Source organism: Streptomyces sp. NPDC031064, assembly GCF_055570965.1.
In genome coordinates, this window is record NZ_JBVIGF010000004.1 from 538,625 (window position 1) to 559,937 (window position 21,313).

The following is a 21,313-nucleotide window of genomic DNA, read 5'->3' on the forward strand; positions in this document are numbered from 1 at the left end:
CCTCAGGCCGGTACGTCCCGGCGGCGCAGCCCCGCGAGTCCCGCCGCCACCAGGGCCGCCGCCAGGGCGGTCAGGAGCAGCACCGGCGCCCAGGACATCTCCGTGCCGGGCAGCTTGGGCAGGTGGCCGTACGGGGACAGGTCCAGCACCCGGCGCGGCAGGTCCAGCGCCGGGCCGATCCAGCCGAGGGCCACGCACAGCCCGGCGACCCCCCACCCGGCCGGCGCGGCCTTCGGCAGGGCCCCGTACAGCACCACCGCCACGCCCCCGAGCACCCACACCGCCGGGAGCTGGGCGAGCGCGGCGCCCAGGACGGGGCCGCCGTCCCGGCCGTACGCGAGGGTGAGCCCGGCCGCCGCCGCGGCCATCAGGACGACCGCGCCGCCGAAGGCGATGACCAGGTGGCCGGCCGCCCAGCGGAGGCGGCCGACCGCGCATCCCAGGACCGGCTCGGCGCGCAGCGAGGTCTCCTCGCCGTACAGCCGGAGCACCGATCCGACGACGTACAACGCCGCGACCATCCCGAAGAGGCCGACCATGGTGGCGAGGAAGGCGTCCTCCAGGCCGGACTGCCCGCCCATGCGCTCGAAGATCTGCCTCGCCTGCTCGTTGTCGCCGACCAGGTCGCTCGCGCCCCCGACCATGCCGCCGAAGACGACACCCGCGACCAGGAAGCCGAGCGTCCAGCCGAGGAGGGCGCCGCGCTGGAGCCGCCAGGCCAGGCCGCCCGCCGTGGCGATGCGTCCTTCCGCCGGGCCGGGGCGGGCGGGCAGGAAGCTCATCCCGACGTCCCGGCGCCCCGCGAGCGCGTACGCCACCGCGCCCTGGACGGCGACCGCCGCCGCCATCAGCAGGAGCACCCACCAGCGCTCGCCGGCGAAGGCGCGCACGTTCTGCGCCCAGCCGATGGGGGAGGCCCAGGTCAGGGCGCGGGAGTCGCCCGCGTCACCGGCCGCCCGCAGCACGAACGCGACGCCGAGGAGCGCCGCCGACGCGCCCTTGGCGAGCCGGGCGCTCTCGGTGAACTGCGCGACGATCGCGGCCGTGGTGGCGAAGACCATGCCGGTCCCGCCGACGGCGAGGCCGAGCGCGAGTGCCCCGGCGGCGCTCTCGCCGGACAGCCCGGCGGTGATGAGGAGGGCGACGGCGGCGTTGGCGGCGAGTGCGGTGAGCAGCGCGGCCGTCAGCGGCGCCCGGCGGCCCACGCGGGCCGAGGACAGCATTTCCTGACGGCCCGTCTCCTCCTCCTCGCGCGTGTGCCGTACGACGATGACCAGGCTCATCACGGCGGCCAGCACCGCCGCGAACGTGGCGAACCGCCACGCCACCAGCGCGCCCGTCGAGTCGCCGAACACCGGTCCGTACAGCGACCGGATCGAGCTGTTGGCGTTCATCGACGCGGCGATCCGGGCACGTGCGGCGGGCGTGTCGTACAGGCCGCCGATGGCGTTCGCGCCGCTCGCGATCATGCCACCGACGATCACGGTCCACAGCGGCAGCATCAGCCGGTCGCGGCGCATCGCGAGCCGGGTGAGGGTGCCGGTGCCGGTGAAGGCGCTCATCGGGTGTCTCCGTCGTAGTGGCGGAGGAACAGCTCCTCCAGGGTGGGCGGGGTGCTGGTCAGGGAGCGGACGCCGGTCTCGGTCAGGGACCTGAGCACCGCGTCCAGCCGGTCGCTCTCCACCTGGAGGCTGACGCGGTTGCCTTGTACGTCGAGGTCGTGGACGCCCGGCAGGTGCGCCAGGCCGTTGGGCGGCCCGGCGAGCTCGGCGGTGACGCTGGTACGGGTGAGGTGGCGCAGCTCGGCCAGCGAGCCGGTCTCGACGGTGCGGCCCTTGCGGATGATGCTGACGCGGTCGCAGAGGCTCTCCACCTCGCTGAGGATGTGCGAGGACAGCAGGACCGTCCGGCCGCGCTCGCGCTGTTCTGCGACGCACCGCTGGAAGACCCCCTCCATGAGCGGGTCGAGGCCGCTCGTCGGCTCGTCGAGGATCAGCACGTCCGCGTCGGAGGCGAAGGCGGCGACGAGGGCGACCTTCTGGCGGTTTCCCTTGGAGTACGTGCGCCCCTTCTTGGTCGGGTCGAGTTCGAACCGCTCGATGAGCTCGGCGCGCCGGGCCTTGTCGAGGCCGCCGCGGAGCCTCCCGTACAGGTCGATGACCTCGCCGCCGGAGAGGTTGCGCCACAGGGTCACGTCGCCGGGGACGTACGCCACGCGCCGGTGCAGTTCGACGGCGTCGTGCCAGGGGTCGCGGCTGAGGAGCTGGGCGGCGCCGGAGTCGGCGCGCAGCAGGCCCAGCAGGACGCGGATGGTGGTGGACTTCCCCGCGCCGTTGGGGCCGAGGAACCCGTGGACCTCGCCCGCAGCGACGGTCAGGTCGAGGCCGTCCAGCGCGTGTGTCCGCCCGAACGACTTGTGGAGTCCGGAGACGGTGATGGCGTTCGTCATGCTTCAGAACGTACGGTAGTTTCACAAACTTGTGAAGTTAAGGAACCGTATAAAGTCGGGAGCATGTCCATGGGGAACGAGGAACCACCGGTCGACCGCTTCGTGGAGCGCTTCGCCGCCGAACTGACCGAGGCCGGCATGCAGCGCATGGCCTCCCGCGTCTTCGCCGCGCTGCTCGCCTCCGAGAGCGGCTCGCTGACCTCCGCGGAGCTCTCCGAGCGGCTGCGTATCAGCCCGGCCGCGGTCTCGGGCGCCGTGCGCTACCTCAACCAGGTCGGCATGGTCAGCCGCGAACGGGAGCCGGGCTCGCGGCGGGACCGGTACGTCCTGCACAACGAGCTCTGGTACGAGACGTTCACCCGCCGCGACCAGGTCCTCTCCCGCTGGGAGACCGTCCTGCGCGACGGCGTCGAGACCCTGGGCCCGGACTCGGCGGCGGGGGCGCGGGTGGCGGAGACGGCGGAGTTCTTCGCGTTCCTCCAGAAGGAGATGCACGAGCTGCTGGACCGCTGGCGGGAACACCGCTCCACGACGCGGGCGCGCGAATGAGATCATGAACGAATGTCTGTTCTCCTGCGCCGCACAGTCGCCGTGATCGTTCTGCTGGCCGGGGCCGCCCTGGGCTTCTGGGTCGTGTTCGGCTCGCCCCACGAGTGGACGGGCGGCATGCGGCTGCTGAAGCTCGCCCTGGGCCTGACCTCACTGGGCATGATCAGCGCCAGCGCGTGGCTGATGTTCCCCGGCAGCCCGGGCGACGACGAGGACGACTCCCCCTCCACCCCGGCCACGGGCCCGCTGGACGCCCTGTAGGGGGTCACCCCGCCGGCAGGGTCAGGGACCACGCCGAGGGGCGGAGGGTCCAGGTGCGGGTCCAGACCGGGCCCGTGACCAGGGCGTCCGCGCGGTAGCGGAACGAGGCGCCGGAGACGGTCACCGCGGTCGCCTCCGCCCGTACCGGCTCGGCCGAGCGGGGGCGGACGACCACCTCGGCGATCCCGTCGCGGGACAGCACCGTCACGCCCTCCACCGGGTCGTCCAGGTCGCTCAGGAGCCGCCCGTCGGCCTCGACCCGCAGCCGGTGCGTCCGCGTCGCCGGACGTATCGCCGGAACGGAGGGCGCCGGGCGCACCAGCGTCCGCACCAGCGAGCGGCACGCGTCCCACACCGACGGGGGCTCGACCACCGACAGCCCCGCGGGCCCCGCCGGGATCCGCAGCCCCCGCACCACCACGCCGTCGCTGTCGTCGACCAGCAGGTCCAGCCGCCGCGCCGCCCCGTCCAGCACGGCCCGCGCGGCGGCCACCGCCCCCAGCGGCACCCCCAGCGCCCCGGCCAGCTCGACCGAGCCGCGCGGTCCCACCGGGACCAGCGACAGGGCCCCGTCGGCCAGCTCCCGCCCCCGGTGCAGCAGGGCCACCGCCCGCAGCAGCGCCCGGTCGTCGCCGATGACCACCGGCCGGCGCGAACCCCGCCGCGCGAGGGCCCGGGCGAACTCCGCCGGGGTGTCCGGGAGGCAGATCTTCGCGCTCGCCCCGGCGCAGAGCACGTCCTTCGCGATCCGTACGGACTCGCCGTCGTTCCGGCGCGCGACCGCGTCGATGACGACCAGCAACTGGTCGGGAGCCGACACCTCGGTCCTTCCTCGGGTAGCATCTTTGTGCAAGAGCCCCTTGCGCTATTGCGCCAGGGGCTTCGTCTATTCCGGGGCACCCGGTCCGACGGCTCAGGTTGTGTCGTACACCGTCGTACGACGTCTGTACTCCCCGCGCCTTGGACATGCCCCGCCCGGAAGGGGTGTACGCCTGTGCCCGCACTTGTGCTGCTCGGTGCTCAGTGGGGTGACGAGGGCAAGGGAAAGGCCACCGACCTCCTCGGTGGATCCGTTGATTACGTGGTGCGCTACCAGGGCGGCAACAACGCCGGTCACACGGTCGTCGTAGGCGACCAGAAGTACGCGCTGCACCTTCTCCCTTCCGGAATCCTCTCGCCGGGATGCACCCCGGTGATCGGAAACGGTGTCGTCGTCGACCCGGCGGTCCTGCTCTCCGAGCTGAGCGGGCTGAACGAGCGCGGCGTCGACACGTCGAAGCTGCTGATCAGCGGTAACGCTCACCTGATCACTCCGTACAACGTCACCCTCGACAAGGTGACGGAACGGTTCCTCGGTAAGCGCAAGATCGGCACGACCGGGCGCGGCATCGGCCCGACGTACGCCGACAAGATCAACCGCGTCGGCATCCGCGTCCAGGACCTCTACGACGAGTCGATCCTGACCCAGAAGGTCGAGGCCGCGCTGGAGCAGAAGAACCAGCTCCTCGCCAAGGTCTTCAACCGCCGCGCCATCGAGCCGGGCCGGATCGTCGAGGAGATGCTCCAGTACGCGGAGCAGATCAAGCCGTACGTCGCCGACACGACGCTGATCCTCAACAACGCCATCGACGAGGGCAAGGTCGTCCTCTTCGAGGGCGGCCAGGGCACCCTCCTGGACGTCGACCACGGCACGTACCCCTTCGTGACCTCCTCCAACCCGACCTCCGGCGGTGCCTGCACCGGCGCGGGCGTGGGCCCCACGAAGATCAGCCGGGTCATCGGCATCCTCAAGGCGTACACCACCCGTGTCGGCGCCGGTCCGTTCCCGACCGAGCTGTTCGACGAGGACGGCGAGGCGCTGCGCCGCATCGGCGGCGAGCGGGGCGTCACCACCGGCCGCGACCGCCGCTGCGGCTGGTTCGACGCGGTCATCGCCCGCTACGCCACCCGCGTCAACGGCCTGACCGACTTCTTCCTCACCAAGCTCGACGTGCTGACGGGCTGGGAGCAGATCCCGGTCTGCGTCGCGTACGAGATCGACGGCAAGCGCGTCGAGGAGCTGCCCTACTCGCAGACCGACTTCCACCACGCGAAGCCGATCTACGAGTACCTGCCCGGCTGGTCCGAGGACATCAGCAAGGCGAAGACCTTCTCGGACCTGCCGAAGAACGCGCAGGCGTACGTGAAGGCGCTGGAGGAGATGTCCGGCGCGCCGATCTCCGCGATCGGCGTCGGCCCCGGCCGCACCGAGACGATCGAGATCAACTCCTTCCTGTAGGACCTGGCAGCCGCCGTACGGGGGGCCCGGTCAGTTCTCCTTGGAGAACTCGCCGGGCTCCCCGTCCGCGTCCATCCCGTACACCAGCAGCCGGTCCTTGCCCTGCACGCGCTGGATCCGCAGGTTGGTGGACGCGCCGGAGGACGTGCACTCCCGGTCGGACGCGGCGGCGTCGACCGTGGCCGGGCCCAGCACCAGCAGGTTGCCCGCGCCGCCGAGGACGGCCGTCTCGGCGCAGTTGACCGTGCCGGACAGCGGCTCGCCGGTCTCCTCGTCGGTCTGCGGGTAGCTCTGCTCGAACCGGACGAGCGGCGCGCCGACCGGGCCCTGGGTGATGATCACCTCGTGGCTGTAGAGGTCCTGGTGGGGGTCTGACACGTCGGGGTTCGGAACGTCCTTCCAGTGCCCGAGGAACTCCTTGGGCACGACGCTCGGCCCGGACCGTGCCTTGCGGAACGTGGCGGTCGCCGCGCCCGACGACCACTCCAGCACCTCCGGGGAACGGACGGTCAGCTTCTGGTGGGCGGCCGGCGTGCAGCGCCGGGCCGGCACGCTCGTCGTCACGTCGCTCTCGCCGAACACGATCTTGTCCTCGTCCGCCGAGACGAGGGTCGACCGGCCCATGCACAGCCGCTCGCCGCCGACGTGGACGTAGATCCCCGCCTTGTCGCCCGGCGCCCCCTGGGTGATCTCGATGCGGGCGGTCTCGTACGGAGCGGTGTCGGTGCCCCGGAGGACCCCTTCCCACGCGCCGAGGAAGGCGGCGGGGACGATGTCGCGGGGCTTGTCCGCCTTCGGGTCCCCGGCGGTACCGCCCTTCTGCCCGAAGCGGTCCGTCAGCCCGTACGCGACGGCCACCGCGGCGGTGAGGGCGAGAGCGACGCCTCCGATGAGGAGGGCGCGCCGCTTCGGCGTGCGGGCGGGCTCCCCCGCGGGGGTCACGGGGGTGGGGGTCACGGGGGTGGGGGTCACGGGGGTGGGGTCGCCGTCCTCGTCCAGGAGGCGGGCGGCCATCCTGCCGAGCTGGGCGAGCAGCCCGGCGGGCAGCCAGGGGTCGGTGCCCTCGACGTGCGCGGCCAGGTGGGCGGCGGTGGGGCGGGCGGCCGGGTCCTTGGCGAGGCAGCCCCGGACCAGGTCGTCCAGCTCGGCGGGCAGCCCGGTGAGGTCCGGCTCGTCGTGGGCGATGCGGAACATCATGGCGTGGACGCCGCTGTCGGCGGTGCCGAACGGGGCGCGGCCGGTCGCCGCGTACGCGAGGACCGAGCCGAGGCAGAAGACGTCCGACGCGGGCGTGAGCCGCTCGCCCCGCACCTGCTCGGGTGACATGAAGCCGGGCGATCCGACGACCGCTCCCGTGCTGGTCAGGCCGCCGTCGGTGACCGTGTCGACGGCCCGCGCGATGCCGAAGTCGATGATGCGGGGCCCGTCGACGGTGAGCAGGATGTTGGCGGGCTTCAGGTCCCGGTGGACCAGCCCGGCCGCGTGGATGTGCTCCAGCGCGCGGGCCAGCCCGACGGCCAGCGACCGCACCGACGCCCCGGGCAGCGGCCCGTACTCGTCCCCGACCACGGTGCGCAGGGACGGCCCGGCGACGTAACCGACGGCCACCCAGGGCGCCTCGGCGGCGGTGTCCGCACCCAGCACGGGCGCGGTGCCGGCGCCCCCGACCTTCTCCAGCGCGGCGACCTCGCGGGCGAAGCGGCGCCGGAACTCGTCCTGCGCGGCCAGTTCGGCGTGCACGACCTTCACCGCGACGGTGCGGCCACCGGCCGACCGGGCGAGGTACACGCGGCCCATGCCGCCGGACCCGAGCCTGCCGAGCAGGCGGAACGGGCCGATCTGGACGGGGTCTTCACCACTCAGAGGCTCCACGCGGACAGAGCATGCCAGAGCGGGGCCGAGGGTCCGTAACAAGGTCTGGTCTAGACCTTGACAGGTACAGACCATTCGCGCTTCCGTATGGCCACCCCCCACCGAAAGGGCAAGCCCTATGCTGCGACGCCTTTTGACCCTGTTCGCCGCCCTCGTCACGGCCGTCGGCCTGGCCGTCGTCCTCCCCGCCGCCACCGCCACCGCCACCGCCTCCGCCGCCGAGTGCGCAGCTCCGTGGAGCTCCGCCACCGTCTACACGGGCGGTAAGGCCGCCTCGTACAACGGCCGCAACTGGCTGGCGAAGTGGTGGACCCAGAACGAGCGCCCCGGCTCCGCCGACGTCTGGTCCGACCAGGGCGCGTGCGGTGGCGGTGGCGGCACGCCGGCCCCGTCCCCGTCGGGCTTCGTCGTGAGCGAGGCCCAGTTCAACCAGATGTTCCCGAACCGGAATTCCTTCTACACCTACAGCGGCCTGACCGCCGCGCTCAGCGCGTACCCCGCCTTCGCCAACACCGGCAGCGACACGGTCAAGAGGCAGGAGGCCGCCGCCTTCCTGGCGAACGTCTCGCACGAGACGGGCGGCCTGGTCCACATCGTCGAGCAGAACACCGCCAACTACCCGCACTACTGCGACCGCAACCAGCCCTACGGCTGCCCGGCCGGCCAGGCGGCGTACTACGGCCGTGGCCCGATCCAACTGAGCTGGAACTTCAACTACAAGGCGGCCGGTGACGCCCTCGGCATCGACCTGCTGAACAACCCCTACCGCGTGGAGCGGGAGGCGCCCATCGCCTGGAAGACCGGCCTCTGGTACTGGAACACCCAGAACGGCCCCGGCACGATGACGCCCCACAACGCCATGGTCAACGGCGCCGGCTTCGGCCAGACCATCCGCTCCATCAACGGCTCCCTGGAGTGCGACGGCAAGAACCCGGCGCAGGTCCAGAGCCGCATCAACAACTACCAGCGCTTCACCCAGATCCTCGGCGTGCCGACGGGCTCGAACCTGAGCTGCTGAGGCCCTCACCCGCAGGGGTGAATTCGGCATATGACACAGGGGTGGCCACCGGCGGGTGGCCACCCCTTTTCGGTGGGAAACCGCAGGTCGCTCCGGAAACCGGATTTCCGGCCATCGGTTTTCGAATGACCGTATGACTAAAGGGTGTTGATTGCGGTGATCGCTTCGCGTGGCGCTACATTCGCCGCACCACAAACGAAATGCCCCCGCGATGCGCCAACATCCGGGGGCTCGACACCAGGAGCCACAACCTCCCGATGCGTGTTTACCGTACCGCGCCCACGCGTGCCTTCACCATCTTCAGCAACGCTCTCCTCCGCGACGCCAGCATCTCGTGGTGCGCCGTGGGGCTGCTCACCTATCTCGTCAGCCTCCCCAACGGCGCCAAGGCGTCCATCCGCAAGCTCTCCGAGCAGCGCAAGGAAGGCCGCGACCGGATCGGCGCCGCCCTCCAGGAACTGGAGGAGGCCCGCTACCTCCGCCGGCTGACGCGCCGGGACCGCAAGGGGCAACTGCGCACGGGGTACGAGGTCTTCGACACCCCGTACGACCCGGACGCCCCCGCCCCCGTCGAGGCGCCCGCCACCGGGCCCGTCCCCGAAACGGTCGGAAACCCGGCCTCCGGTGAACCGGACGACGGCGCTCCTGGCCCGCTCCCTCCGGGAGAAAAGACGAGGGAGCAAGAACCTCCCTCCCAGGCCGTCCAGTTGCTCACCTCACTCGCCCGCCAAGAGCCGAGGCTCGCCGTGGGGGCGGGAGAGGCGGCACGCCTCGGCCCGCTCGTCGAGGAGTGGTGGGCCCTGGGCGCCACGGACGAGAGCGTGCGTGAGGCCCTGACCTCGGGCCTGCCCCCGCGCGTCCACGCTCCCGCCGCTCTGCTGGCGGACCGCCTCCGCCGCAAGAAGCCCGCCCCCCGCCCTGTGGCACCCGCACGCCCCGAGTGCGGCGTGTGCGGCGCCCCGGTGCCCAAGGGCGCGTCCTGCGCCCGCTGCGAGCAGCCGCCCAGCCCCGCCATCGCCGGCTTCGTCGCCGCGGCCCTCAGGGGCGGCGCGGCGGTACGGGGCGCCCTGCGCGCCCGCTGCTGAAGCTTCCGGCCCTCGCCCGAGGGCTGGATCACCCGAAAAGAAACGGAGTGCCATGACCATCGCACTCGAACGCCCCGAGGTGGTATACCGCCGGTATACTTTCACGGTGGCAGATACGACGATCAAGGTCGACCCCGCCGTCCGCGACCGCCTCCAGGAACTCGCCCGGGATCGCGGCATCACCATGCGCGATCTGGTGGCGCAGCTCGCCGGTGCGACGCCGACCAAGGAGGAACTCGCCAAGCGGCGCGAGGAGACCAAGGCGTACGTCGAGGAGCACTTCCTCGGCGGGCCGTACACCGAGGAGGACGCGAAGGCCGGCGAGCAGCTCTGGGCCGACGTGGTGTCCGGGCGCATCGGGGAGGTCCAGTGAAGCAGGACAGGTACCCGTTGCCGCGTGCGATCGTCTTCGACGACACCGCCGTTCTGGCGCTGGGCGGGGGTAACCGGATGGCCTCGCGTCTCGTCGTCGAGGCCGAGAACGACGCGACCCTGAGGATCTACATCCCTGCCGTGTGCCTGACGGCCGCCGAAGGCGAACGTGCGGGCGTCGCGGAGCACGTCGGTTCCCTGCCGTCCGTGGACATCACCGCCCTGGACTTCGCGGGCGCGGCAGCGGTCGGGAAGCGCCTGCGGGTCCACGGCGACGAGTGGAGCAGCGCGCACGCCGTGCACCTGGCCCAGCCCTCGGTCGAGTGGCCCAGGGGCCGACCGGTGCTCAGCGCCGACCCCAAGCGCTACCGGGGCACCGGCGTGCGCGTGGTCACGATCGAGCAGTAACCCGACCCCCAGGCACGGGCCCCGGAGCGCGCCCGGGGGCCGAGCCCGGTCAGTGCATGGGCATCGGCGTGCCGGGCGGTTGCAGGCCCGGGAGCAGCCAGTCGTGGAAGGGCGCCAGGGCGGCGAGTGCCAGGAAGACGATGCCCACCGCCGTGGAGAACACCGGCCCCAGCCGCCACAGCTTCTCGGCGAAGATCACCGCCGCCACCCCCGCCATCGCCGCGATGTTCATGACCCCCAGCGGAGCAGCAGCCGACGCAGTACAGCCCGTGGTGCGCCCCCACTCGGAAGTCCCGGGCCCAGTGCCGGAAGCCCGCGTACCGCATGAGCTGGCGCAGGCAGACGTTCTTCAGGGGCCCGAGCTGCTGGAGCCCGGCCGGCAGGAAGCGGTGGCCGCCCGCGTCACGCCCGTCGACCGCCGGCCGATTCCCCGCGCCCAAGTGATCGCCACCGGCGCGACCGACGGCAGCATCATGGCGGCCATCATCGCCGGCCACAGCAGCAGGAACAGGGGGACGCCCATCCCCATGGTTCCCGGCTCGACCCCCATGTGCCGGGCCTGCCCGACGGTCAGGACCCACGCGAGGACGGCGATCAGCGCGAGCAGCGACCAGGCGGTTACGAGCACCCGTGCCGGGAGGTTGTCCCGCCGGAGCGGGGGATCGCCCTGGTCCCGTGATCGGTGTCGGGTGCAGGATGGAAAGCGAGGTGGAGGAGGTCCGACCATGACCGACACGGCCCAGACACCACAGACCGTTCCCCGCTGGCACGTGGCCGGGGACTGGTTCGACACCTGCAAGTGCAATGTCCCGTGCCCATGCACCTTCGCGCAGCCGCCCACGTTCGGTGAGTGCGATGGAGTCCTGGCCTGGCACATACGTGAGGGCAGCTACGGAGACGTCGTCCTCGACGACCTCAACGTGCTGATGCTCGGTTCGTTCACCGGCAACGTCTGGGCTGCCGAGCATTCCGACGCCTACGCCGCCATCTTCATCGACGAGCGAGCCGATGACGCGCAGCGCGAGGCGATCCAGATGATCTTCGGCGGTCAGGCCGGAAGCTGGCCCGCCGAGTTCGCGCGGATCGGCAACTTCGAGATGCGGGGCATGGAGTTCGCCCCCATCGAGTTCCGGATCGACGAGGACCTGGGCTCCTGGAGCGCGACCGTGCCCGGCCGGGTCGAGGCCCGCGCCGAGGCTCTCACCGGCCCGACGACTCCGGAGGGCGCGCGCGTCCAGAGCACCAACCTGCCGGGCTCCGAAACGGGGCCGGGCCAGGTCGCCACCTGGGGCCGCGCCACGGCCGACCGGGCGGATGCGTACGGATTCACGTGGAGCCGGGAAGGCCAGTCCAGCAAGCACATCACCTTCGACTGGACGGGCCCCGACCAGTAAGCGAGGCCGGTCGGCGACGGCCGGTGAGAGACATGGGGCCCACATCCCGGGGCCCCACACCGGTCATGCGGTCATGCCCGCCGCTCCAGCACGTCCTTGAGGTGCTGCTCGTTCCTCCGCATCTCCTTGCGGGCCTGAGGGCGCACGACGAGCGGCACCAGGACCTTGCCGACCCCGTGCCCTTCGAAGTCGAGCTCGATGGTCACACGCGACCGTTCCCCATCGCCGACCGGCTCGATCGTGCCGTGCGCGTGGCCCCTGACCGGGCCGTCCACACCGTCGATACGCCAGCTCCTCGGGGGATCGAGCTCGCTCCATTCCATGGTCATCGGAATCTCCCGGCGACCTATCCGCCGGGTCACCGCGACGCGTGAGCCCACGCCCTCGGGGGTGTCGAGCACATGGCGTGCCGACACGGCGCTCTCCTGCCATTCGGGTAGGTGGGAAGAGTCGGTCACGTAGGCGAAGACGTCTTCGGGACGACGCGAGATTTCGATGGTTTCCTTGATCGCGGACATGTCGCCCCCTTTCGGGTGGTTTTCCTATGAATCACCCTACTCGGCCGTGGAAACGCCCGTTCAGCCCCGCGTGGCGATGACGACCGTCGCGTACAGCTCCTCGCAGGCCGTGACGTGCGGGGTCAGGCCGGCGGCCGCGACGATGGCCGTGGCGGCGGGCGCCTGGCGCTCGCTCGTCTCGAACAGCAGGCTGCCGCCCGGGGCCAGCCAGGCGGGCGCCTCGGCGGCGACGCGGCGCAGGACGTCCAGCCCGTCCGCGCCGCCGTCCAGCGCGACGCGCGCCTCGTGCACGCGGGCCTCGGCGGGCAGGAACTCCACCTCCCCGGTCGGGACGTAGGGCACGTTGGCGAGCAGTATGTCGACGCGCCCCCGCAGCGCCACCGGGAGCGGCTCGTACAAGTCGCCCTCGTACACCCGGCCCCCGGCAGCCGCGACGTTCCGGCGGGCGCAGCGCACCGCGGCCGGGTCGATGTCGGCCGCGTACAACTCCGCACCGGGCAGCGCCGATACGAGCGCGGCGCCGAGCGCGCCGGAGCCGCAGCACAGGTCGACGACCACGGCCCGCGGCGGGGCGAGGGCCTCCGCCCGCGTGACGAGGAACTCGGTGCGTCGGCGCGGCACGAACACCCCCGCGTCCACGGCGACGCGCAGGCCGCGGAACTCGGCCCAGCCCAGGACGTGTTCGAGGGGATGCCCGGCGACCCGGCGCCGCACCATGGCGTCGAGCTCGTGCGGTGTGCGGGCCGTCGACAGGAGCAACCGCGCCTCGTCCTCGGCGAAGACGCACCCGGCGGCGCGAAGGACGCCGACGACGGCGGAGCTGGTGGTGGAACCGGCGGTGGAGTTGCTGGATGCAGACATGGGAGAACCTTTCGGGAGCCGTTGGGGTGCTCCCTCGGTCCCTTCGCCCTATGTCGGGTCGACCGCACCGCGGTGAGAAGAGAGCACCCAGCCTGACCTGGCGTTGATGGGTCTCACCTCCTCGCAATCGGTCCCCGGCCGGACGGCTGGGGAGACCGCCACCTTACCGGCTCGCACCGCGCCGAGCCTCGGTTCGCCGCTCCCGGCCGCACGACACGCTCACGCAGTACGTCATGAGCGCGCCGCCCGGGCAGAGTTGGCCGCGCCCCCGGCGCCCGCCCCGCTCCCGGCGCCCCCCGCGTCCGCCGCGTCCGCCGGGGTGATCGGCGTGGCCGTCACCGCCTCCATCGCTTCCGAGAGCCGCTCAAGCACCCGCGCCGTCTCGGCGAACGCCTCCTCGCCCAACTCGGCTGCGAGGCGGGTCGCCAGCTCGGCGTGAGCCGGGTCTATGCGGGCGACCGTCACGCGGCCCAGGTGCGTCGGCGCGAGGAGCTTGGCGCGCCGGTGGGCCGGGTTCGGCAGGTACTCGGCCAGGCCCTCGTGGACCAGCAGGTCCGCGATCCGCTGCACGCTCTGACGGGTGATGCCCATCGCGCGGGCGACCCCGGAGACCGGCAGCGGCTCGGACAGCACCGCCCCGAGCACCTGCCACCACGCGGCGGTGAGCCCGGCCGGCCTCGCCATGTGCTCCGAGACGGCGAGGAACTGGCCGTTCAGCCGGAACACCCCGAGCGCGGTGCGGCTGAGCAGGCCCTGGAGCTCCCGTTCGACGCGGGTCACGAGTTGAGTTCCTCGAAGGCGGCCGGGTCGGAGTCGTGGAACAGCCGGTACCAGGCGTCCAGTCGGGTGCCCTCGAACGCGCCCATCTTCCCGAGGATCTCCCGGGCGAAGGCGACCGGCTCGGTGGGCCCGGCCGTGATCAGGTCCCCGTCGGTGACCGCGTCCGTGTCCACGTAGTGCTCGCCGCCCTTGTAACCGGTCGCCGCGAGGTAGAAGGAGACCGCGCTGGTGTGCCGCCGGTCGTCCAGCAGCCCCTCCCGCGCGAGCCCCGCCGTCGCGCCGCATATCGCGGCCACCGGCACGCCCGCGTCGAGGAAGGCCCGCGCCTTCACGGCGAACGGCGCCAGGTCGTCGCTCGTGTCCCAGAGGTCGGCGCCGGGGAGGATCACCAGCGCGCTGTCCTCCGGGTGGAGGTCGCTCAGGGCGAGGTCCGGGGTGATGCGCAGCCCGCCGATGCTGGTCACCGGGTCGGTGGTGGGGCCGACCGTGCGGATTTCGTACCCGCTGCGCGCCAGCCAGGCGGTGGCGTGCCCGGTCTCCCAGTCGGCCAAGGTGTCGTAGACGGCGAGATGAACGGTCTTGCGCTGATTGGTGCCGGACATGGTGGCCTCCTGTGTGGGCGCGTCAGCGGCTGGTGCCGACTGGAGCTGCGGATTCCGTTCAACCATTCGATCCGATGACAGAATGCTGCCATGACGACAGGATGCTGTCAACACCCCTTCGGTGTCCGCCGACGCCCGACACCCTGCCGACCCCCGCGCCTTCCGGCATACAAGATGGCCATACCGGCGCCCACCTGCGCGTCCTTACCCTGGGCGGCATGACCCCTCATGCCGATCTCGCCGATCCCCGGGCCGGCGCCGCCGTCAAGGCCGCCGACCGCGCGCACGTCTTCCACTCCTGGTCCGCCCAGGGCCTGATCGACCCGCTCGCCGTCGCCGGCGCCGAGGGCGCGTACTTCTGGGACTACGACGGAAACCGCTACCTCGACTTCACCAGCGGCCTCGTCTACACCAACATCGGCTACCAGCACCCCAAGGTCGTCGCCGCGATCCAGGAGCAGGCCGGCAAACTCACCACCTTCGCGCCCGCCTTCGCCATCGACGTGCGCTCCGAGGCCGCACGCCTCATCGCCGAGCGCACGCCGGGCGACCTCGACAAGATCTTCTTCACCAACGGCGGCGCCGAGGCGGTCGAGAACGCCGCCCGCATGGCCCGGCTGCACACGGGCCGTCCCAAGATCCTCAGCGCCTACCGCTCGTACCACGGCGCCACCTCCACCGCGATCAACCTCACCGGCGACCCGCGCCGCTGGGCCTCCGACACCGGCTCCGCCGGCGTCGTGCGCTTCTGGGCGCCGTTCCTCTACCGCTCGCCGTTCTACGCCGAGACCGAGGCGCAGGAGTGCGAGCGAGCCCTCCAGCACCTGGAGGACACCATCGCCTTCGAGTGCCCGGCCAGCATCGCCGCGATCATCCTGGAGACCGTCCCCGGCACCGCCGGCATCATGACCCCGCCGCCCGGCTACCTCGCGGGCGTCCGCGAGATCTGCGACCGGTACGGGATCGTCCTCATCCTCGACGAGGTCATGTCGGGCTTCGGCCGGACCGGGAAGTGGTTCGCGGCCGACCACTTCGACGTCGTACCCGACCTGCTCACCTTCGCCAAGGGCGTCAACTCCGGGTACGTGCCCCTCGGCGGCGTCGCCATCTCGGCCGAGATCGCCGCGACGTTCGACAAGCGGCCCTACCCCGGCGGACTCACCTACTCCGGGCACCCCCTCGCCTGCGCCGCCGCCGTCGCGACCATCCAGGTCATGGAGGACGAGAAGGTCGTCGAACAGGCCGCCCGCCTCGGCGAGAACGTCCTCGGCCCGGGGCTCCGCGAACTCGCCGAGCGCCACCCGTCCGTCGGCGAGGTGCGCGGTCTCGGCGCCTTCTGGGCGCTGGACCTGGTCCGGAACCAGGAGACGCGCGAACCCCTCGTCCCGTACAACGCGACGGGCGAGGCGAACGCCCCCATGGCGGCCTTCGGCGCGGCCTGCAAGAAGAACGGCCTGTGGCCCTTCATCAACATGAACCGCACCCACGCCGTCCCCGCCTGCAACATCACCGAGGCCGAGGCCAAGGAGGGCCTCGCCGCCCTCGACGCCGCGCTGTCGGTCGCCGACGAGCACACCGCGTAACCGGCTCCGTACGCCCCCTCCGGCTGGCTTAAGGTGTCCGGAACCGGACGGAGGGGGCCAGAAGCCATGCCCGCGAGCGGAGCTGTGACCCGCAACACCCTGCGGCAGCAGATCGCGGACGCGCTGCGTGACGAGGTGCTCGCGGGGCGTCTCCAGCCGGGCCAGGAGTTCACGGTCAAGCACATCGCCGAGCAGTACGGAGTGTCGGCGACGCCCGTGCGGGAAGCGCTGGTCGACCTCACGGCACAGGGCCTGCTCGACTCCGACCAGCACAAGGGCTTCCGCGTCCACCAGTTCTCGGTCGAGGACTACCGGGGCATGGTCGAGGCACGCGCGCTCATCGTGGACGGCATCTTCCGCCGCCTGTGCGACCGGGCCGGCGCGCTCCAGGCGCACGGGGCGCCGCTGGTGTCGGTACGGCGGCGGGCGGAGGAGGCGGCGCGGGCGGCGCGCGCCGGGGACCTGGACATCCTGATCGGCTACGACCTGCGCTTCTGGCGGGAGCTCAGCGGCTTCGTCGCCAACCGCTACATCGCCGACTTCCTGCACCGGCTGCGCGTCCAGGCCTGGGTGTTCGCCGTGCCCCACCTGCGGGCCGCCCGCGAGCCCGGGGCGTGGCTGTGGAACGGCCACGAGGAGCTCGTCGACGCGGTCACGCTCGGCGACCCCGACGCGGTGATGGCCGCCATCGACGCGTACAACGCCCACTCGATGCGCTGGGCGGACCACCTCGACGGGCTGAACGGGCCCGACGGGCCGCGCTGACGGCTCTTACCGTCCATCCCGTATGGGTATGGGATGTGCACCCGAGCCGGGCACTAACCTGTCCCGACCGCCTGTCCCGACCGCCCGCCGTAGCTGCCCGACTGACTGAAGGAGAGCGAGTCTCCCTTGGCCTGTGACCTGTGGTTGGTCCCCCTCGTCGACGTGCTGTGCCACAGCCCCGACAACCCCTTCGCGGAAGAGATCGCCGCGTACGACAAGGCCCTCACCGAGTCGGGCCTGCCGACCGTGCCCGTCTTCGCCTACATGCCGGGCCTGTCGGGCGACGTCGCGCCGGTCGCCGGGTTCGACTACGACGCCCTGCACTTCCTCCGCCGCGCCTACCTGCTCCAGATCTGCGGCCTCGCCGTCACCCCGGTCGACGAACTGGGCGGCGACTACGAGCAGCTCCTGGAGATGTTCGAGTCGACGGCCCAGCAGTCCCACCTGGTGTGGCACTACGACCACGCGGGCGCGTACGTGCCCGTCGACTTCCCCGCGCCGCTGTCCAACGAGGAGTTGCTGGCCGGCGGCGGCCCACTGGGCTCCGCCCAGGGCCTGCTGCGCGAGCTGGAGTACGTCGCCCCGTCCATCGGCATCGACCCCGCGAACCCCCCCGCCGCACCGCACCCGCCGGACCACCCCACGGCCCTGGAGGAGCCCGCGGGGCCGATCCCGTACGACGAGAGCCCCTTCGCCCGTGAACGGCACGTGTGGCTGGGGCTCCACGCGGCGGCCACCCGCAGCCTGGGCCAGGGCTCGATGATCATCTTCAGTTGACCCTCGGGCCCGACCTCCCGGGCCCGACCCCCTCGGGCCCGACGCCCGGGTCGCCCCCCCGGGTCCGCCCTCGGGACGGGCTCAGCGGGGCTCCGGCGGGCGCTGGCGCGGCATGTTGGGGCGGGTGCCCGGCGGGAGCGGGAAGCGCCCGGAGGGATGGGCGCCGCCCTCCGCGCGGGGCGGCGCGCACGACAGCGTCGACTGCATCACCAGCGGCGCCGGGCCGGAGCGGAACTCCACCATCCAGTCCGCCGTCTCCGCCCGCACCAGCTCCGTGACGTCCTCCGAGAACCGCCGCAGCACCCCCAGGCACCGCTCCGCCGCCTCGCTCGCCGTGCCCTCCGTCGGTCCCAGCACCTCCCGGATGCTCTCCGCCGCCCAGTCGAACTGGAGCGCCTGGAGGCGCCGCTGCACCGCTTGCGCCGTCGCCACGTCCCGCATCCACCCGGACGTGAAGCCGAAGTACCGGTCGCAGGCCAGGCACGCGGCGCCCAGCAGCAGCGACACGTACCCCCACCCCGACGCCCCGTCCAGCGCGCCCGTCAGGTCCAGCAGGGGCAGCCCGGCGCCGGCGATGGCGCCCAGCGCCGTACCGATCCGCAGCGTACGGGCGCCGCGCCGCTTCCAGGTGCGGTCCTCCAGGTACCACTCGGCCGTCCGCAGCGCCTGGCCCTCGACCCACCGGTAGAGCTCGTCCAGCCGCTCCGCCGGCTCGCCCCAGTCGCCGAGCGGGAACGGCCGCCCGGTCAGATCGCCGCCGTGGCCGCCGTACCGGTCGTGGCTGTCGCCCTCCCCCCGGGCGGGGCCCCCGGGCTGCATCTCCGGCTGGCTCACCGGGGCACTCCTCTGCGCTCTGCGTGACAATCCGTAACGTGCGGGCGGTGCGATGCGCGTGTGCGTACTGGTGCGCATGCCCTTTCCTACCGCCGAATGGTGGGCCGGAAGCGCGAAATCCCGGTATTTCCGCCCGCAAGAGGGGCTTGATCAGCTAGGGGGCACGCCCGTTTCTCACACGAAAGAGTGAAGCCGTGTGGATGGGGCACACCGTCCGGCGACCACGTAGGCTCGGCATACCGAATACTCATCGTCGAAATGCCAGGAGTGACCGTGATTCCCGGTGGTGGCCAGCCCAACATGCAGCAGATCCTCCAGCAGGCCCAGAAGATGCAGCAGGACCTCGCCCGCGCCCAGGAGGAGCTGGCGCAGACCGAGGTCGACGGGCAGGCGGGCGGCGGCCTGGTGAAGGCCACGGTGACCGGCGCGGGCGAGCTGCGCTCCCTGGTCATCGACCCCAAGGCGGTCGACCCGGAGGACACCGAGACCCTCGCCGACCTCGTCGTCGCCGCCGTCCAGGCCGCGAACGAGAACGCGCAGGCGCTCCAGCAGGCCAAGCTCGGCCCGCTCGCCCAGGGCCTGGGCGGCGGCGGCATCCCGGGCCTGGGTTTCTAGGCGCCGTCCGGACCGGGAGGGACGGGCCCGGCGCCCGCCCTTCTAACCCGTCCGCACAGCAACTACCGTAAGCATCACAGCACTCCAGGAGAGGCGTTCCGTTGTACGAAGGCGTGGTTCAGGACCTCATCGACGAGCTGGGCAGGCTGCCAGGCGTCGGTCCCAAGAGCGCCCAGCGGATCGCCTTCCACATCCTCCAGGCCGAGCCCACCGACGTACGCCGCCTCGCCCATGCCCTCCTGGAGGTCAAGGACAAGGTGCGGTTCTGCGCCGTGTGCGGCAACGTCGCGCAGGAGGAACGGTGCGGCATCTGCCGGGATCCGCGCCGTGACGAGGCGGTCATCTGTGTGGTCGAGGAGCCGAAGGACGTCGTCGCGATCGAGCGGACGCGCGAGTTCCGTGGGCGGTACCACGTGCTCGGTGGCGCGATCAGCCCGATCGAGGGCGTCGGCCCCGACGACCTGCGGATCCGCGAGCTGCTGGCCCGGCTGGCGGACGGAACGGTCACCGAGCTGATCCTGGCGACCGACCCCAATCTGGAGGGGGAGGCCACCGCGACGTACCTGGCGCGCATGGTCAAGCCCATGGGCCTGAAGGTGACGCGCCTCGCCAGCGGACTCCCCGTTGGCGGAGACCTGGAATACGCCGACGAGGTCACGCTCGGGCGTGCGTTCGAAGGGAGACGACTCCTCGATGTCTGACGCCACACTGCACGCGCACTCGCTGGACCCCGACAGCTTCGCGGTCCAGATCGCCGACTCGATCGAGTCCTTCATCGTCGCCACCACGGAAGTGGCCAAGGGCGACGAGCCCGACAGCGCCGTCCCGTTCCTGCTGCTGGAGGTCTCCCAGCTCCTGCTGACCGGCGGCCGGCTGGGCGCGCACGAGGACATCATCCCGGAGGAGCGGTACGAGCCGGACACCGGTCCGGACGTGGACGTCGACGAGCTGCGGATGCGGTTCGCGACCATGCTCGACCCGGTGGACGTCTTCTCGGAGGTCTTCGACCCCTACGAGCCCCGCAAGGCGCCCGTGCCGTGCCGGATCTCCGACAACCTGGCCGACATCATCATGGACCTGCGCCACGGCCTGGCCCACTACCGGGCGGGCCGCACCACGGAGGCCCTGTGGTGGTGGCAGTTCTCGTACTTCTCCAACTGGGGACCCACCGCCTCGGCGACCCTGCGGGCCCTCCAGTCGCTGGTCTCGCACGTCCGGCTCGACCAGCCGCTGGAGGAGCTGGACGGCCTCGACACGGACGAGGACATGACCGAGGAGGCCCTCGCGGAGGAGGCGGGCCGGGTGATGGCCCAGGAGATCCTCGGCCCGCTGGGGATGCGCACGGTCAAGTAGCACCCCCGTCGTCGGCGTTCCAGGCCGCACGGACCCGGTCGCGCAGCCATCTGTGCGCCGGGTCCGCGTCGTTGCGGGGGTGCCACGCCATGCCGAGGGCGAGCGGCGGGAGCTCCAGGGGCACCTCGAAGGTGTGCAGGCCGAGCGCCTCGGCGGCGCGGGCCGGGGCGAGGCAGACCAGGTCTGTCTCGCGGCACAGGAAGAGGGCGGCGGACCAGCTCGGTACGACGGTGACGACCCGGCGCCGCAGTCCCCGCGCGGCGAGCGCGTCGTCGACCGGGCCCCGCACCCGGCCCTGCCGGGAGACGCCGATGTGCTCGGCGGACGCGAAGGCCCGTGCGGTGACCTTCGTACGCGCGAGAGGGTGACGCGGGCGTACGGCCCCCAGGAGGCCGGTCTCGCCCAGCGCCTCGGTCCGGGTCTCCGGGTCCGGGTGGCCGATGACCCCGATCTCCAGGTCCAGGCGCCCGTCGCGCAGCGCCGGTGTGCCTTCCAGGCTCTCGGGGAGGAAGCGGAGGGTGACACCAGGAGCCCGGCGGGCGACGGCGGTGAGCAGCGGGGCGGCGAATTCCGCGAGGACCAGGTCGCTCGCCTGGACGGTGAACCGGCGGGTGAGGGCGGCCGGGTCGGTGACCGGCTCGGGGGCGAGCACCTCCCGGGCCTGGGCGACCACGGCGTGGACGCGTGGGCGCAGCTCGACGGCGCGGGGCGTGGGCACGAGGTGGCGACCGGCGCGTACGAGGACGGGGTCGCCGAGGGCGGCACGGATGCGGCCGAGGGCGCGGCTCATGGCGGGGGCGGAGAGGTGGAGGCGGGCGGCGGCGCCGGTGACGCTCTCCTCTTCGAGGAGCGCGTCCAGGGCGACCAGGAGGTTCAGGTCGAGCCTCGGGCCCAGCTCCGGATCGAGCGGTTCCACCGGGTGACTCCCCTCACAGGCGG

At 72.3% G+C, this 21,313-nt stretch carries 24 protein-coding genes and 1 pseudogene; 14 read left to right on the forward strand and 11 right to left on the reverse strand.

The window, feature by feature from the left end; all coding sequences use genetic code 11:
* Positions 1 to 2 precede the first annotated feature (2 nt).
* Positions 3 to 1,562 carry an ABC transporter permease gene (locus tag ACZ46W_RS17855; RefSeq protein WP_468338343.1) on the reverse strand — a complete coding sequence of 520 codons (1,560 nt, stop codon included), beginning with the start codon at positions 1,560 to 1,562 and terminating at the stop codon, positions 3 to 5.
* Positions 1,559 to 2,449 (reverse strand): ABC transporter ATP-binding protein, encoded by an 891-nt coding sequence (locus tag ACZ46W_RS17860; RefSeq protein WP_468338346.1) that lies wholly within the window; start codon positions 2,447 to 2,449, stop codon positions 1,559 to 1,561. The genes ACZ46W_RS17855 and ACZ46W_RS17860 overlap by 4 nt, the downstream gene beginning before the upstream one ends.
* Before the next feature lie 63 nt (positions 2,450 to 2,512).
* On the opposite strand from ACZ46W_RS17860, the gene ACZ46W_RS17865 reads away from it, so the two are divergent.
* Together ACZ46W_RS17865 and ACZ46W_RS17870 are read left to right on the forward strand one after the other, a co-directional pair.
* On the forward strand, positions 2,513 to 2,998 hold the full coding sequence (locus ACZ46W_RS17865; protein WP_468338348.1) for a GbsR/MarR family transcriptional regulator: 486 nt from the start codon (positions 2,513 to 2,515) through the stop codon (positions 2,996 to 2,998).
* A gap of 12 nt (positions 2,999 to 3,010) precedes the next feature.
* Positions 3,011 to 3,259 carry a hypothetical protein gene (locus ACZ46W_RS17870; protein WP_468338351.1) on the forward strand — a complete coding sequence of 83 codons (249 nt, stop codon included), beginning with the start codon at positions 3,011 to 3,013 and terminating at the stop codon, positions 3,257 to 3,259.
* 4 nt (positions 3,260 to 3,263) lie between these two features.
* On the opposite strand, the gene ACZ46W_RS17875 is transcribed toward ACZ46W_RS17870, so the two are convergent.
* Complete coding sequence (locus ACZ46W_RS17875; RefSeq protein ID WP_468338354.1) at positions 3,264 to 4,079, reverse strand: serine/threonine-protein kinase; 816 nt, start codon at positions 4,077 to 4,079, stop codon at positions 3,264 to 3,266.
* Positions 4,080 to 4,253: 174 nt separating this feature from the next.
* Between ACZ46W_RS17875 and ACZ46W_RS17880 the strand changes: the two genes are divergently transcribed.
* Complete coding sequence (locus ACZ46W_RS17880) at positions 4,254 to 5,537, forward strand: adenylosuccinate synthase (RefSeq protein WP_468338357.1); 1,284 nt, start codon at positions 4,254 to 4,256, stop codon at positions 5,535 to 5,537.
* Positions 5,538 to 5,567: 30 nt separating this feature from the next.
* Here the strand turns inward: ACZ46W_RS17880 and ACZ46W_RS17885 are convergent, their stop codons facing one another.
* On the reverse strand, positions 5,568 to 7,409 hold the full coding sequence (locus ACZ46W_RS17885) for a serine/threonine-protein kinase (RefSeq protein ID WP_468338360.1): 1,842 nt from the start codon (positions 7,407 to 7,409) through the stop codon (positions 5,568 to 5,570).
* Positions 7,410 to 7,527: 118 nt separating this feature from the next.
* Between ACZ46W_RS17885 and ACZ46W_RS17890 the strand changes: the two genes are divergently transcribed.
* From ACZ46W_RS17890 to ACZ46W_RS17905, 4 genes are all read left to right on the forward strand, one after another.
* Positions 7,528 to 8,427, forward strand: coding sequence for a glycoside hydrolase family 19 protein (locus ACZ46W_RS17890; protein ID WP_468338363.1), 900 nt, complete (start codon positions 7,528 to 7,530; stop codon positions 8,425 to 8,427).
* A gap of 257 nt (positions 8,428 to 8,684) precedes the next feature.
* Complete coding sequence (locus tag ACZ46W_RS17895) at positions 8,685 to 9,512, forward strand: hypothetical protein (RefSeq protein WP_468338366.1); 828 nt, start codon at positions 8,685 to 8,687, stop codon at positions 9,510 to 9,512.
* Between the two features lie 106 nt (positions 9,513 to 9,618).
* Positions 9,619 to 9,885 (forward strand): hypothetical protein, encoded by a 267-nt coding sequence (locus ACZ46W_RS17900; RefSeq protein WP_468338369.1) that lies wholly within the window; start codon positions 9,619 to 9,621, stop codon positions 9,883 to 9,885.
* Entirely contained in the window at positions 9,882 to 10,292 is a 411-nt protein-coding gene (locus ACZ46W_RS17905) for a PIN domain-containing protein (protein WP_468338372.1), read from the forward strand. Before ACZ46W_RS17900 ends, ACZ46W_RS17905 begins: the two co-directional genes overlap by 4 nt.
* 49 nt (positions 10,293 to 10,341) lie before the next feature.
* Here ACZ46W_RS17905 and ACZ46W_RS17910 read toward each other — a convergent pair.
* Positions 10,342 to 11,019: pseudogene (locus ACZ46W_RS17910) on the reverse strand (copper chaperone).
* Here ACZ46W_RS17910 and ACZ46W_RS17915 point away from each other — a divergent pair.
* Positions 11,018 to 11,686 carry a DUF1326 domain-containing protein gene (locus tag ACZ46W_RS17915; protein WP_468338375.1) on the forward strand — a complete coding sequence of 223 codons (669 nt, stop codon included), beginning with the start codon at positions 11,018 to 11,020 and terminating at the stop codon, positions 11,684 to 11,686. The pseudogene ACZ46W_RS17910 and the gene ACZ46W_RS17915 overlap by 2 nt on opposite strands.
* 71 nt (positions 11,687 to 11,757) lie before the next feature.
* Here ACZ46W_RS17915 and ACZ46W_RS17920 read toward each other — a convergent pair whose 3' ends face one another.
* From ACZ46W_RS17920 to ACZ46W_RS17935, 4 genes are all read right to left on the reverse strand, one after another.
* The gene (locus tag ACZ46W_RS17920) at positions 11,758 to 12,204 is read right to left on the reverse strand and encodes an SRPBCC family protein (protein WP_468338378.1); all 447 of its coding nucleotides are present in this window, start codon (positions 12,202 to 12,204) and stop codon (positions 11,758 to 11,760) included.
* Positions 12,205 to 12,264: 60 nt separating this feature from the next.
* A complete protein-coding gene (locus ACZ46W_RS17925) occupies positions 12,265 to 13,065 on the reverse strand; it encodes a putative protein N(5)-glutamine methyltransferase (protein ID WP_468338381.1) in 801 nt (266 codons plus the stop codon).
* 231 nt (positions 13,066 to 13,296) lie between these two features.
* Positions 13,297 to 13,845, reverse strand: coding sequence for a MarR family winged helix-turn-helix transcriptional regulator (locus tag ACZ46W_RS17930; RefSeq protein ID WP_468338384.1), 549 nt, complete (start codon positions 13,843 to 13,845; stop codon positions 13,297 to 13,299).
* Positions 13,842 to 14,447: a type 1 glutamine amidotransferase family protein gene (locus ACZ46W_RS17935; RefSeq protein WP_468338387.1), complete on the reverse strand. Its 606-nt coding sequence runs from the start codon at positions 14,445 to 14,447 to the stop codon at positions 13,842 to 13,844. The genes ACZ46W_RS17930 and ACZ46W_RS17935 overlap by 4 nt, the downstream gene beginning before the upstream one ends.
* Before the next feature lie 218 nt (positions 14,448 to 14,665).
* Here ACZ46W_RS17935 and ACZ46W_RS17940 point away from each other — a divergent pair, with 218 nt between their 5' ends.
* From ACZ46W_RS17940 to ACZ46W_RS17950, 3 genes are all read left to right on the forward strand, one after another.
* Entirely contained in the window at positions 14,666 to 16,030 is a 1,365-nt protein-coding gene (locus ACZ46W_RS17940; protein ID WP_468338390.1) for an aminotransferase class III-fold pyridoxal phosphate-dependent enzyme, read from the forward strand.
* A gap of 66 nt (positions 16,031 to 16,096) precedes the next feature.
* Positions 16,097 to 16,795: a GntR family transcriptional regulator gene (locus tag ACZ46W_RS17945; RefSeq protein WP_468338393.1), complete on the forward strand. Its 699-nt coding sequence runs from the start codon at positions 16,097 to 16,099 to the stop codon at positions 16,793 to 16,795.
* A 126-nt stretch (positions 16,796 to 16,921) separates the two neighbouring features.
* Positions 16,922 to 17,572 (forward strand): hypothetical protein, encoded by a 651-nt coding sequence (locus tag ACZ46W_RS17950; RefSeq protein WP_468338396.1) that lies wholly within the window; start codon positions 16,922 to 16,924, stop codon positions 17,570 to 17,572.
* An 81-nt stretch (positions 17,573 to 17,653) separates the two neighbouring features.
* Here the strand turns inward: ACZ46W_RS17950 and ACZ46W_RS17955 are convergent, their stop codons facing one another.
* Entirely contained in the window at positions 17,654 to 18,406 is a 753-nt protein-coding gene (locus tag ACZ46W_RS17955; protein ID WP_366128333.1) for an SLATT domain-containing protein, read from the reverse strand.
* Positions 18,407 to 18,679: 273 nt separating this feature from the next.
* Between ACZ46W_RS17955 and ACZ46W_RS17960 the strand changes: the two genes are divergently transcribed.
* The 3 genes from ACZ46W_RS17960 to ACZ46W_RS17970 all read left to right on the forward strand — a co-directional run bounded on the left by ACZ46W_RS17960 (position 18,680) and on the right by ACZ46W_RS17970 (position 20,374).
* Entirely contained in the window at positions 18,680 to 19,021 is a 342-nt protein-coding gene (locus ACZ46W_RS17960; protein ID WP_079136718.1) for a YbaB/EbfC family nucleoid-associated protein, read from the forward strand.
* Between the two features lie 101 nt (positions 19,022 to 19,122).
* The gene (gene recR, locus ACZ46W_RS17965) at positions 19,123 to 19,722 is read left to right on the forward strand and encodes a recombination mediator RecR (RefSeq protein WP_064067261.1); all 600 of its coding nucleotides are present in this window, start codon (positions 19,123 to 19,125) and stop codon (positions 19,720 to 19,722) included.
* The gene (locus tag ACZ46W_RS17970) at positions 19,715 to 20,374 is read left to right on the forward strand and encodes a DUF5063 domain-containing protein (RefSeq protein ID WP_468338400.1); all 660 of its coding nucleotides are present in this window, start codon (positions 19,715 to 19,717) and stop codon (positions 20,372 to 20,374) included. Before recR ends, ACZ46W_RS17970 begins: the two co-directional genes overlap by 8 nt.
* Here ACZ46W_RS17970 and ACZ46W_RS17975 read toward each other — a convergent pair.
* A complete protein-coding gene (locus tag ACZ46W_RS17975) occupies positions 20,367 to 21,290 on the reverse strand; it encodes a LysR family transcriptional regulator (protein ID WP_468338403.1) in 924 nt (307 codons plus the stop codon). The genes ACZ46W_RS17970 and ACZ46W_RS17975 overlap by 8 nt on opposite strands.
* Positions 21,291 to 21,313: the final 23 nt, after the last annotated feature.